Source organism: Nicoliella sp. ESL1149 (assembly GCF_058107265.1).
Genome location: NZ_JBYLUE010000002.1, coordinates 137,270 through 149,839, shown reverse-complemented (window position 1 = coordinate 149,839; position 12,570 = coordinate 137,270). Strand labels below are relative to the sequence as shown.

Genomic DNA, 12,570 nt, shown 5'->3' with positions numbered 1-12,570 from the left:
ATGGGTGTAAATATTCAATGGTTTCCTGGACACATGGCTAAAGCTATTCGCCAATTCGAGGAAAATATTCATTTAGTAGACATTGTATTTGAATTAGTTGATGCAAGATTACCATACAGCTCAATTAATCCAGAAATTAAAAAAATTGCTAGTGACAAACCTAGCCTAGTAATTTTAACTAAAAAAGACTTAGCTGATCCTAATTTAACTAATCAATGGTTAAATTATTTCAAAGAAAAGGGAAATGCCGCCATTGCGATTGATTCTAAACAAAATGTGACAACTAAACAAATTGTAAAGGCTGCTCGCACGATTTTAAAGGACAAGTTATCTGTTCAAGAAAATAAGGGTTTTTCCAACCAACAAATTAAAGCGATTTGTGTGGGGGTTCCAAACGTTGGGAAATCAACACTATTGAATCGATTAGTTAATAAACGATCAGCTCGGGTTGGGAATACTCCTGGGGTTACTAAATCCCAACAATGGCTACGAGCTAGTTCCGAATTGGAATTATTAGATACGCCAGGAATTTTATGGCCTAAATTTCAAAATCAAGAAATTGCTAATAAGTTAGCATTAGCTGACTCAATTAAAGCTGGTATTTATCATAATGATGACGTTGCTTTATTTGCTGTTGGATACTTTAGAAAATACCACTGGGATGCATTGGCTAGCCGTTATCGATTAAATGATGAGGACAAAGAACTTTCCAATGTTGATTTATTATTGAAGATAACTAAAAATGTTGGAATGCGAACAGATTATGAAAAGGGTTCAATTCGAATTATTAATGATGTAAGAAAGGGCAAATTAGGGCGTTTTACCCTAGATGATCCTAAGATTGTCCTAGGCTCTGAAGATAATGAAGATTAAAGAAATTAAAGTTGTTTTAGAGCAGGTTAATGATCCCAATGATCAATTACTGATTGATTTAAAACAAGATTCACGTAAGGGAGTGCAAAAATTAGTTGCACAAAAGCTTAGACATTTAAAGCAACATCAAGAAAAGCTAAATGATTTTGAACGACGTTTGAGTTATGAAAAACAGTACTGGCAAGGACAAATTGAAAATGTTGCTGGAGTAGATGAGGTTGGTCGAGGACCATTAGCAGGACCAGTTGTAACTTGTGCTGTCATTTTGCCCCACGATTTTTCGTTGATTGATGTTAATGATTCTAAGCAATTATCACCTCAGAAAAGAAGTAAATTATATTATCAAATTCTAGATCAAGCGGTTGCTGTCAGCATTGGTGTTTCTAGTAGTCAAAAAATTGATAAGGAGAATATTTATCATGCTACCGAATTAGCAATGGCAGATGCGGTAAAAAATTTAAAGGTAAGACCTGATAGTCTATTGGTTGATGCAATGCATATTGATACTGATATTCCTCAAACTAAATTATTTCATGGGGATGCTAAGAGTGTCACAGTTGGAGCTGCAAGTATTGTTGCAAAGGTTTATCGAGATCATTTGATGGATCAATATGCTGAAATATATCCAGAATATGATTTTAAACATAATGCCGGATATGGAACAAAAAAACATTTAGCAGCTTTAGTTAAATATGGAGCAACTCCGATCCATCGTCGAAGTTTTAATCCTGTTGCAAAATTGACATTTAAATAATTTTTAATTACGTATTTATCATAAAAGAGAGGGATACGTATGCAGAAAAAATTATTATTATTAAAACTGAGGTTATGCGATGGAATTAGTTTCAGGGGAGAAAATTTAGTCTATCAATGGCTAATTAAAAATCCGGAAATGAAGCGACCATTGTCCACTAATGATATTATTAAGATTGCTAAAATTAAATTTAATTGTCAAAAAAGATTTAAAACATCATTTAATAGTCCAGAGACGATCAATCTCATTAAATACAATATCAAGAATGTTCATTGGATAACCATATTCGATGTTGATTATCCAGCTCTCTTGCGAGAAATTAATAATCCACCATTAGTTTTATTTTATTTAGGAAATTGGGAACTAATGAAGCGAAGAAAATTGGCGGTGGTTGGTGCTCGTCAAAATACAATATATACAAATCACGTCTTAAAAGGAATTTTACCAATGGTCGTTAATAAGGGAATCTGTGTAGTGTCTGGATTAGCAAAGGGTGTGGATTATATTGCACATAAAGTTACGCTTCAAAATGGCGGTCACACTATCGCGATAATTGGAACAGGTTTAGACCAATATTATCCAAAAGAAAATCAAAAATTACAGCGGTATATTGCATCTAATCAATTGCTGATCAGTGAATATCCACTTGGTACAGGGGTTCGAAAATATCACTTTCCAGAGAGAAATAGAATCATTGCTGGCTTAGTGGAAAATGTTTTGATTACAGAAGCAAAGAAAAAATCGGGTAGTTTAATTACTGCAGACCTAGCACTTGATTTTAACCGCAATGTTTTGGCAGTTCCAGGACCAATTAATAGTTCTTTATCTGTGGGATGTAACGAGTTGATAAAAGAAGGAGCACAACCGATTTTATGTGCGCAGGATATTTTAAATCAGTTCTTTGATTTGACATTTTGATATTAATAGCCATATTATATGGTAGATTAAGATATTGAAATTGACTTATGTAATTGAGGGATAAATGAATGACAACAAAAACGAAACAAACTACTAAGTCGACAACTAAAAAACGCAGTCGGCGTAAAACGCAAAAGAAGTTGGTAATTGTTGAATCACCAACTAAAGCTCGGACGATTGAAAAATATTTAGGGCGGACTTATAAAGTAGTTGCAAGCAAGGGTCACATTCGTGATTTACCAAAAAGTAAAATGGGGGTCGATATTGAACATAATTTTGAACCCCACTACATCTCCATTCGTGGTAAGGGTGAAACGATTAAGATGTTAAGAACAGAAGCTAAAAAAGCAAAAGCAATCTATCTGGCTTCTGACCCGGATCGTGAGGGAGAATCAATTGCTTGGCATTTATCTCATCTTTTAGGATTGGATGTAAATGATAATAATCGGGTTGCTTTTCATGAAATTACAAAGGATGCCGTTAAAGAATCCTTTAAAACGCCTCGTAAAATAGACATGAATCTTGTTGATGCACAACAAGCTCGAAGAGTATTAGACCGTTTAGTTGGATACTCAATCTCACCATTATTATGGAAAAAGGTGAAAAAGGGACTTAGTGCTGGACGGGTTCAGTCAATTGCATTATGGTTGATCATTCAAAAAGAACGTGAGATTAAAAAATTTAAGCCTGAAGAATATTGGACGATTGACGTTGATTTTAATAAGTCAAGAAAATCATTTAAAGCATCATTTTATGGTTTAGATGGAAAAAAAGCGGTTTTAAGTAATAATGATGATGTGCAAAACGTTTTAAAGAAAATTGATAAAACTAAGCCGTTCACAATTCAAAGTGTTAAAAAAAGAGAACGAAAACGAATGCCGCCTCAGCCATTTACTACAAGTACGATGCAACAGGTTGCTAATAGACAATTGAATTTTAAAACTGTTAAAACAATGATGACGGCTCAACAGTTGTATGAAGGAATTAAATTGGGTAGTGCTGGTAATCAAGGGCTAATTACTTATATGCGAACTGATTCAACACGAATTGCTGCAATTGCTAAGCACGGGGCTTCTAAGTACCTTCATGAAAACTTAGGGGCTGAATATGCTGCTAACAAACCTTACACTGGTAAAATTCCAGCTGGAGCTCAAGATGCCCACGAAGCGATTCGTCCTTCTGATGTTACTAGAACCCCTGAAAGTATCAAAAAGTATTTAAATCGTGATCAATTTCGTTTATATCAATTAATTTGGTCTAGATTTATGGCGAGCCAAATGACCCCAGCAATTATGGACACCATGACTGTTGAGATTGAACAAAATGGCGTTAATTTCCGTTCAAATGGTTCTAAACTAAAGTTCCCAGGATTCCTTAAATTGTATGGAAATCGTGAGAAAGATTTAGAATTACCTGATTTAGCAGCCGATGATGAAGTGAAGCTCAAAAAAGCTAATCCAGATCAACATTTTACCCAACCACCTGCACGTTACAGTGAAGCTAATTTGATTCATACTTTAGAAACCAATGGTGTTGGACGGCCATCAACATATGCGCCAACACTTAGTACGATTCAAAAACGTTATTATGTTAAGTTAGTAGGTCGGCGTTTTGAACCTACTGAGTTAGGTGAAATTGTTAATGGAATTATTGAAGACTACTTTCCAGATATTATTAACATTGATTTTACAGCTGATTTAGAATCTGAATTAGATGAGATTGAGGTTGACAAGTTAAATTGGGTCGATGTGGTAAGCAAGTTCTATAATCCATTTTCTAAGGAAGTTAAACATGCGGAAGAGACCATGAAAAATGTCCAGATTAAAGATGAACCTGCAGGCTTTAATTGTGAAATTTGTGGTGCTCCAATGGTTATAAAGATGGGAAAGTATGGTAAATTCTATGCTTGTTCCAGATTTCCTGATTGTCGAAATACTCAAGCAATTGTCAAGAAAATTGGAGTCGAATGTCCTAAGTGTCATAAAGGCGATGTGATTGAAAGAAAATCCAAACGGAACCGGATTTTTTATGGCTGTTCAAGATATCCTGAATGTGATTTTGTTTCTTGGAATCGTCCAATTGGTCGAAATTGTCCAAAAGATGGACATTATCTTGTTGAGAAGAAAATCCGTGGTGGAGTTCAAGTTATTTGTCCAAACGGAGATTATGAAGAAGCAGTTCAAAAATAGTCAAGAGGTGGAATAAATGCCAATTAAATTTGAAGCAACAACAATTTGTGCAGTTCGTCATAATGGTCATATTGCCCTTGCTGGTGATGGTCAAGTTACTATGGGTGAAAAAGTTATTATGAAAGGGACTGCTCATAAAGTTCGAAAAATATATAATGGTCAAGTTGCAGTTGGATTTGCAGGAAGTGTAGCAGATGCTTTTACACTAGAAGAAAAATTTGAACGTCAATTAAAAGCAAATAGTGGGAATTTAAAACATGCGGCCGTTAAATTAGCTCAAGAATGGCGTGGTGATTCAGCACTTCAAAAACTTGAAGCTTTGTTGATAGTTGCTAATCATGATGATTTGTTATTAGTTTCGGGTTCAGGAGAAGTGATTGAACCTGATGATAATATTTTAGCAATAGGTTCTGGTGGTAACTTTGCATTAGCTGCAGCGACTGGAATGTTGCATCATGCCCCAGATATGAGTGCTAAAGAAATTGCTACTGCAGCAATTGATATTGCTGGAAGTATTGATATCTTTACTAATCATAATATTATTTCCGAAGAGTTATAATTACTAGGAGGAATTGAAATGGATCCGATGGATAAGACCCCTAAACAAATTGTAAAAGAACTAGATCAATATATTATTGGTCAAAATGATGCTAAAAAAGCAGTTGCAGTTGCATTAAGAAATCGTTATCGACGAATGAATCTTTCAAAAGAAATGCAAGAAGACGTTACCCCTAAGAATCTATTAATGATAGGGCCAACTGGAGTTGGAAAAACAGAAATTGCGAGAAGATTAGCAAAAATAGTTCATGCTCCATTTGTGAAAGTAGAGGCTACTAAATTTACTGAAGTTGGTTACGTTGGTGGTGATGTTGAATCAATGGTTCGAGATTTAGTTGAAAACGCTGTTCAAACTGAAAAACAACATCAATTTGAATTAGTTAGAAATGATGCGGAAAAAAATGCTAATCAACAAATTGCGAGAATGTTAGTACCTGCTAAATCTAAGCAAGAACAGCAACAACAAGAAAACGACCAGATGAAAGATTTGTTGGCAATGTGGAACGATATTAAAGTTGGAAAAACGCCTTCACAAAACATCAATCCTTTTGAAAATCAACAAGAAAACGTTAGTGAAAGTGTTAAAGAAGAACGTCGCTCAACGTTAGATAAATTAGAGAAGGGCTTCTTAGAAGATAAAGAAGTAACTATTCAAATGGATGATCCTAAGCAAATGATGACCGAACAAAATAACATGCTTGGTCAGATGGGAATCGATTTGAATGATACGCTTGGTAATTTAATGCCAAAACGTAAAGTAACACGTAAAATGTCAGTTCGAGATGCTCGTAAAATTTTGATTCAACAAGAGTCAGAGAAGTTAGTTAATGATGCTGATATTTATCAAGAAGCAATCAATAAGGCTGAAAATGCCGGAATTATTTTTATTGATGAAATTGATAAAATTACTCATTCTGCAAATAGCAATAACCAATCTAAGGGTGAGGTTTCTCGTGAAGGAGTTCAAAGAGATATTTTACCAATTGTTGAAGGTTCAAAAATTAAAACTAAATATGGTCTAGTAGATACTAGTCATATTTTATTCATTGGATCAGGAGCCTTTGCAGAGAGTAAACCAAGCGATTTAATTGCAGAATTACAGGGAAGATTTCCAATTCGAGTAGAGTTGAACGATTTAACAAGTGATGATTTTGTTAAAATTTTAACAGAGCCTAATAATGCATTAATTAAACAGTATATTGCATTAATTGGAACGGATAATATTAAAGTAACATTTACGATTGAAGCAATTAAGAAAATCTCTGAAATTGCTTATGATGTTAATCGTGACACTGAAAATATTGGTGCTAGACGTTTACACACCATTCTTGAAAAATTACTTGAAGATTTGTTATACGAAGGTCCAGATATGGAAATGGGCGATATTACAATTACCGAACAGTATGTGGAAGATAAGGTTGGTAATTTAGCTAAGGATCATAATTTATCACAGTTCATTTTATAGTTTAAAATAACTAATTCGGAGGATGATAATTTGTTATATACTTTAGCAAATCAGTTTTTAACTGTAAAAATTAATTCTAAGGGTGCTGAATTGAACAGTATTAAAGACCGTGACAACAATGAAAGATTATGGCAAGCTAATCCTGACGTGTGGGGGAGACATGCGCCGGTTCTATTTCCAATTGTTGGGAAAGTAATGAATAATAAGTACTCATTAGATGGCAAGGAATATTCACTTGGTCAACATGGTTTTGCTCGTGATATGGAATTTCATAAGGTTTTAGAAAGTGATGATCAAATAACCTTGGAACTCGATTCAAACTCTGAAACAAAAGAAAAGTATCCATATGATTTTAAATTTCAAGTTGAGTACCGAATCCTTAAAGATACTATTAGTATTAATTTAAGAGTCATTAATGATCAGAATTCTAAAATTTGGTTTTCTGTAGGAGCTCATCCTGGATTTAAGATTCCAGTTTTAGATGATGAGAATTATTCTGATTATCAATTGTCATTTTTGCCAGCTAAGAATTACGAACAAATTCCACTGGTCAATTCATATATTGATCCAAAAGATGCTCATTCAAGAGACTTAGCGAAACCGATTGACCTTAGTCATGATCTTTTTAAAGACGATGCTCAAATCTTTAAATTAAATGGACAAGCAACAACAATTTCAATTGTTAATCCATCAAATGATAAAGGAATCGAGTTATTTGTTGATAAAGCCCCATATGTGGGAGTCTGGTCTCAGTATCCTAAGACTGGGAATTTTGTATGTATAGAACCATGGTGGGGATTAGCTGATGATGTTAATTCTGATGGTAATTATAAGAGTAAAGTTGCAATTCAAGAGCTAGAACCAAAGAAAGAATTTAACGCTAGTTTCTCAATTAAAATCAAATAAAAAATCCGCCTAAGCGGATTTTTTTATTTCTTTATTTTTATCCATATCCATTTAATGATTATGATTAAAAGTGAAATGAGGGTAATAATAATTCCAAGATTAAAAAGTGGTGGCCAATAGAAAATGTGAATTTTATATTTTCCCGGATTTAATTTAGCAGCAATAAACATGTTTGCCCATTTTTGAATATGAACTTGTTTTCCGTTCGCAATAATATGCCACCCATTTTCGTAAGGAATCGTTGTAACTAATGCTCTATGTTTTTGTTTAATATTAATTGTACCGTTAAAATAGCGATTAGTGTGATTTTTAATAACCATTGGTTGCTTCAATAATTTTTCAGCAGTCCTCTTAAATTCTTGATTATTTAGTTGATAAAGAGTTAAGTTTTGTAACCACAAATTGCCCTTTAATAAACTAATGTCAATTCTAATATGTTTATTTTTAATATTACTTCCAACATTAGCAGCAACAGTATTTCTATAAACGTTATATTGGTTTAATTTTTTGCCATTGATGGTAATCAGCGCGTTTTTATCTGTAATATTACTTCCCAATGTTAAATAGTAAGAATTGTTATTTTTAGGGGTAAAATTCAAAATAATGTGAGCAGGTTTTAATAAGTTATTTTTTCTAAACATGCTTCCTGTGATAGTATTTTGATTTCCAGTATTGATAAATGCTGATGATGCGAAATTAACAGGCGTGAACATATTCTTTCGAATGGATTGTCCTGCTAATTGGTTATATAAATTAGACTGATAATGCATTGGATCAGTTGAATCATTTTTATTGAAAATATCATCACTACCAGCAAAAGCAACTGGTAAGGCATATGGATTACGATAAGTTTGAATATTATGATTTGTATTAATTAAGGCGTATTGATTTAAGTCTGGCTTATCAGTTAAAGCTTGCAGATATTGTTGAGGAGAGGCATTTTCTTGATGTAGAAAATATTTAAAACCTAATAATGAATCAGTGATCAAAGTTCCGTTTGAATATTCAATAAATCCATCTCCGTCAGGTTCACCAATTCGATCCATAAAGTTAGGGGTGTTAGCTTCGAAAGTTGATGAAAAATTTTCTCCACCATTATAGTTAGCTTCAAATGGGTCATCCTTTGTTCTATAAAATGTTTTGCCTAATCTGAAGAAACTAGAATCATGTTCATTAATGTTGTTAACGGCTCGTTTTAAGTTAAGGGTGTAATTAACATAATTTTGATTAGTAACATATGAAATATTATTAAGTGAATTGAAGGTATTAAGGCTAAATTCACCAATTATTAATAATAAAATTGTTGAAATAATGTATGAAGATGATTGTTTGAAAAATAAAAGGGTAATAACTGAAATGAATAAAATTATTATTCCAATGATGATATTACTATTCGTTAAAAAGTTAAATTGATTTTTATTGATTATAATCGTTAAAATACCGCCAAATAAAATAATGATAATTAATATTTTACTAAGTAAACTTACATTATTAAAACCAATTGATATGCTTTTAGCAGCAATAAAAATCAACCAAAAACAAAAAATAAATGAGAATCGATATGGATACCAAATCGGGAATTGCATTGCATGCCATAAAAGATCAAGCGGTTCTAACATCATTGATAAAATTAAAATAATGGTTAAAGAACCGGTCGTAATTTTAGTTTTTATATTTACTTTTGAATTAAAAAAGAATGCTAAGAAAGCAACTAAGACGATACTGCCAACAAATATATTTGGGGTTCCATTCGGCATTTGAGAAAAGTTGAACGATCCATTAAAAAATTTAGCAATAAATTTATAAGGAGCGTATTCAAATTTCCAATGATAATGGGTTATGGTGTATGCTCCCTTACTAGCTTTAAGAGCTGCAAAGGTTGGCAATAACAAGAAAGCTGCAAGTCCGCCGCTCAAAAGAGAAGCTAAACTCCATTTTTTTAAAATGTTAAAAGTTCGTTTGAAATTTTGATACTCATTAATTGCTTTATAACAGACATATAAAATAATGAATAAGCATATCATATAGGCCATGTAGTAATTAATGATTAACATTGCTGTTAGTGAAATGACGTACAATTTAGTTTGTTTTAACTTAAATAGGTTATTTACTCCTAAAATTATAAGCGGTAATAAAATCATACAATCTAGCCAAATGATATTTAATTGGTTAGCAATTATCCAACCATTAAGAGCATATGCTGTGGATAATCCAGCTATTAACCATTGATTCAAAGAAAATGACTTTTTTAATAGATAGCTAAATGAAAGTCCAGCAAAACCATACTTAAAAATTAGAATAATTAAAATAGCGCTTGGCAATGATTTAATTGGAAATAACAATAACAATAAATTAAATGGACTCATTAAATAATATGCCCAAACGCCGACCATTTCGCCGCCAAAGGCTTTGGAAAACGAATAAAAAAAGCTATTTGGATCGTTGAAAAGAGCATGTTTAAAATAAGCAAAGAAATCAATGTATTGCTGACCAAGGTCAACTGTTAAAATACTACTGTTTCCAAATGGTGCCATATTGCGATAAGCAAAATAAACTGTCATAATAGCAATAGGTAAAATAAAACTTAGCCATAAAGATAAATTGCGGCTAATATACTTCTTAAAAAACATTATTTTGTTCCCACCTTAGGTGTAATTTGGTTAAAAATTTGATAATATAGTTAATATTGTACATTGAATTAGGAATGAAATAAATAAGCTTAGTTCAATTATGTTCGTTAAAAGGGAGAGTAAGATTTTGAATAACTTCTTAAAGAAAATTTTTCATCACCAAAATGAAAATAATAATGATTATAAAATTCCATTTCGATTAAATTTAATTTTTATTATTGCTGGAGTTTTGTTCATCGTATTAATTGGACAATTAGCGTATTTACAAGTTATGCAGGGAGCTCAATTTAAAGCATTAGTAAATCGTTCTGATAATACGATTAAAACTGGCAATGTTCAAAGAGGGATGATTCTTGATTCAACTGGTAGAGTATTGGTTGGAAATAAGAATCATCGTGCCATTACTTATACTAAGGGAATTAACGTTACTAGTAATGATATGTATAATATTGCTAATCAGTTAAACAAATACATTACAGTATCAACTGACCAACTAACTAAAAAACAAGCCGCTAGTTATTATATTGCTAGTACTGAAAATTCAAAAAACATTTTACAACGTATTGGTAAGTATACTGAGGCGAATATGCAAGATAAAGAAATTGCATATGTTCTTTCCCATGTTAAGTTCACTAGCGCAATGAAAAGTGCGGCTATGATTTATACTAAGATGAATGGAGCTTATCAATTATCTACTACTTATATTAAGAACGATAATGTTTCTAATAAAGAAGTAGCTGAAGTTGGTGAACATTTATCGGAAATGAACGGAATTCAAATTGGAAGTAGCTGGTCGCGAATCTATCCTCAAGGAAATGCCATTCAAAGTATTATCGGAACGGTTTCTTCTGAAAAAACGGGATTACCTGTTGATCGAATTAATGAATTGTTATCAGAAGGATATTCCAGAAATGATAGTGTTGGACAAAGTTACTTGGAACAACAATATGAACCAACTTTAAGTGGAACTAAATCACAAACACAGGTTGAAGTTTTAAATAATACTAAAGTTCAAAAAGAAATTAAAAAGTATGGCGGTCAAAAGGGAGATAATCTTCAATTAACCATTAATAATGCTTTTCAAAATAAGCTACAAGAATTAGTTAAGGGTGCTGAAACCGGGAGCGTTGGTAATTCAACTGGAGCTTATGCTGTTGTTATGAATCCTCATACTGGAGGAATTATTGGAATGGCAGGGGTTAATAGGAATCCTAAAACAGGTAAGGTTACTCCGAACGCTTTAGGAACTATCAATAGCTCAATTACAATGGGATCCGTTGTTAAGGGAGCAACCGTTTCAGGAGCCTTGATGGACGGAGTCATTACACCAACTAATAATGTCTTAGAAGAAAAACCAATTATTGCTGGTGGAATTAAAAAGACTTCATGGTTCAATAAGAATGGTAGTGCTGATATGGCATTAAATGCTTCAACTGCATTGGAAGTATCTTCCAATACTTATATGATGCAATTAGCAATGAAAGAGGCTAAATTTAATTATGTCCAAAACGGACCTTTAAACATGAGTCCTGATGTATTCAGTAAATTAAGAGGATACTTCAATGAATTTGGGTTAGGAGTTAAGACGGGAATTGATATTCCTGGAGAAACTGCAGGGATTACCGGTGCTAGTGGAGCAAGTCAAATTGGTCACGCATTAGACCTTTCATTTGGTAACTATGATGGTTATACGACAATGCAAGTTGCTCAATATATGTCAACGATTGCTAATGGTGGTTATCGTTTACAACCGCATGTTGTTCAATCCATTCGTGGTAGTGATCCGGATGGCGGAATTGGACCTGTTAAGTATCAATTTACGCCTAATGTATTAAATGAAATTCCAATGACTCCAGCACAAAAAAATGTTGTTAAACAGGGATTGTATGATGTTGTTCATGGTTCTAATCAATATAAAACTGGAATTAATTTAAACACAATTCATCCAGAAATATCAGCTAAGACTGGTACTGCTCAAACCTTTTACAAGGGTCAACAAACTGTTACATTAAGTTTAGCGTCTTATGCACCTTCAGATGATCCTCAAGTTGTAGTTGCTTTGGCAATTCCTAATTTACCTGATAATGCTGAAGATAATAATACGAATTTGGCAAAACAAATTTATGCAGCTTATTGGAAATATGTTCAATCTTCATCTGGATATTAATAGTATTTTTTAGCTGTTAAGTAATTTTCCTTAACAATCTGATAAAAAGACTAGCAACTTTAATAAAAAAATGATAATATATTAAGAGTTAAATGGTTTATGGATTAATA

Annotated in this window: 9 protein-coding genes; 8 read left to right on the top strand and 1 reads right to left on the bottom strand. The window is 32.7% G+C overall.

Going from position 1 to position 12,570, the window contains the following annotated elements:
* The 7 genes from ylqF (at nucleotide 1) to AC3B6G_RS00750 (ending at nucleotide 7,663) form a co-directional block, all read left to right on the top strand.
* Nucleotides 1–873 (top strand): ribosome biogenesis GTPase YlqF, encoded by an 873-nt coding sequence (gene ylqF / locus AC3B6G_RS00780; RefSeq protein WP_489848557.1) that lies wholly within the window; start codon nucleotides 1–3, stop codon nucleotides 871–873.
* Complete coding sequence (gene rnhB / locus AC3B6G_RS00775; protein WP_489848556.1) at nucleotides 863–1,627, top strand: ribonuclease HII; 765 nt, start codon at nucleotides 863–865, stop codon at nucleotides 1,625–1,627. The genes ylqF and rnhB overlap by 11 nt, the downstream gene beginning before the upstream one ends.
* A gap of 39 nt (nucleotides 1,628–1,666) precedes the next feature.
* Nucleotides 1,667–2,545 carry a DNA-processing protein DprA gene (gene dprA, locus AC3B6G_RS00770; RefSeq protein WP_489848555.1) on the top strand — a complete coding sequence of 293 codons (879 nt, stop codon included), beginning with the start codon at nucleotides 1,667–1,669 and terminating at the stop codon, nucleotides 2,543–2,545.
* A 68-nt stretch (nucleotides 2,546–2,613) separates the two neighbouring features.
* A complete protein-coding gene (gene topA / locus AC3B6G_RS00765) occupies nucleotides 2,614–4,734 on the top strand; it encodes a type I DNA topoisomerase (RefSeq protein ID WP_489848554.1) in 2,121 nt (706 codons plus the stop codon).
* 16 nt (nucleotides 4,735–4,750) lie between these two features.
* The gene (hslV, locus tag AC3B6G_RS00760) at nucleotides 4,751–5,293 is read left to right on the top strand and encodes an ATP-dependent protease subunit HslV (protein ID WP_489848553.1); all 543 of its coding nucleotides are present in this window, start codon (nucleotides 4,751–4,753) and stop codon (nucleotides 5,291–5,293) included.
* Between the two features lie 18 nt (nucleotides 5,294–5,311).
* On the top strand, nucleotides 5,312–6,757 hold the full coding sequence (gene hslU, locus AC3B6G_RS00755; protein ID WP_489848552.1) for an ATP-dependent protease ATPase subunit HslU: 1,446 nt from the start codon (nucleotides 5,312–5,314) through the stop codon (nucleotides 6,755–6,757).
* A 30-nt stretch (nucleotides 6,758–6,787) separates the two neighbouring features.
* Nucleotides 6,788–7,663, top strand: a complete 876-nt coding sequence (locus tag AC3B6G_RS00750; RefSeq protein WP_489848551.1) for an aldose 1-epimerase family protein — start codon at nucleotides 6,788–6,790, stop codon at nucleotides 7,661–7,663.
* 23 nt (nucleotides 7,664–7,686) lie between these two features.
* Here AC3B6G_RS00750 and AC3B6G_RS00745 read toward each other — a convergent pair whose 3' ends face one another.
* The gene (locus AC3B6G_RS00745; protein ID WP_489848550.1) at nucleotides 7,687–10,293 is read right to left on the bottom strand and encodes a YfhO family protein; all 2,607 of its coding nucleotides are present in this window, start codon (nucleotides 10,291–10,293) and stop codon (nucleotides 7,687–7,689) included.
* A gap of 127 nt (nucleotides 10,294–10,420) precedes the next feature.
* Between AC3B6G_RS00745 and AC3B6G_RS00740 the strand changes: the two genes are divergently transcribed.
* Nucleotides 10,421–12,460, top strand: coding sequence for a peptidoglycan D,D-transpeptidase FtsI family protein (locus AC3B6G_RS00740; RefSeq protein ID WP_489848549.1), 2,040 nt, complete (start codon nucleotides 10,421–10,423; stop codon nucleotides 12,458–12,460).
* Nucleotides 12,461–12,570: the final 110 nt, after the last annotated feature.

Excerpts from the sequence above, each read along its gene's own strand:
- topA (WP_489848554.1), top strand. The coding sequence starts at position 2,614 with ATGACAACAAAAACGAAACAAACTACTAAGTCGACAACTAAAAAACGC.
- hslU (WP_489848552.1), top strand. The coding sequence starts at position 5,312 with ATGGATCCGATGGATAAGACCCCTAAACAAATTGTAAAAGAACTAGAT.
- ylqF (WP_489848557.1), top strand. The coding sequence starts at position 1 with ATGGGTGTAAATATTCAATGGTTTCCTGGACACATGGCTAAAGCTATT.
- AC3B6G_RS00745 (WP_489848550.1), bottom strand. The coding sequence starts at position 10,293 with ATGTTTTTTAAGAAGTATATTAGCCGCAATTTATCTTTATGGCTAAGT.
- rnhB (WP_489848556.1), top strand. The coding sequence starts at position 863 with ATGAAGATTAAAGAAATTAAAGTTGTTTTAGAGCAGGTTAATGATCCC.
- dprA (WP_489848555.1), top strand. The coding sequence starts at position 1,667 with ATGCAGAAAAAATTATTATTATTAAAACTGAGGTTATGCGATGGAATT.
- hslV (WP_489848553.1), top strand. The coding sequence starts at position 4,751 with ATGCCAATTAAATTTGAAGCAACAACAATTTGTGCAGTTCGTCATAAT.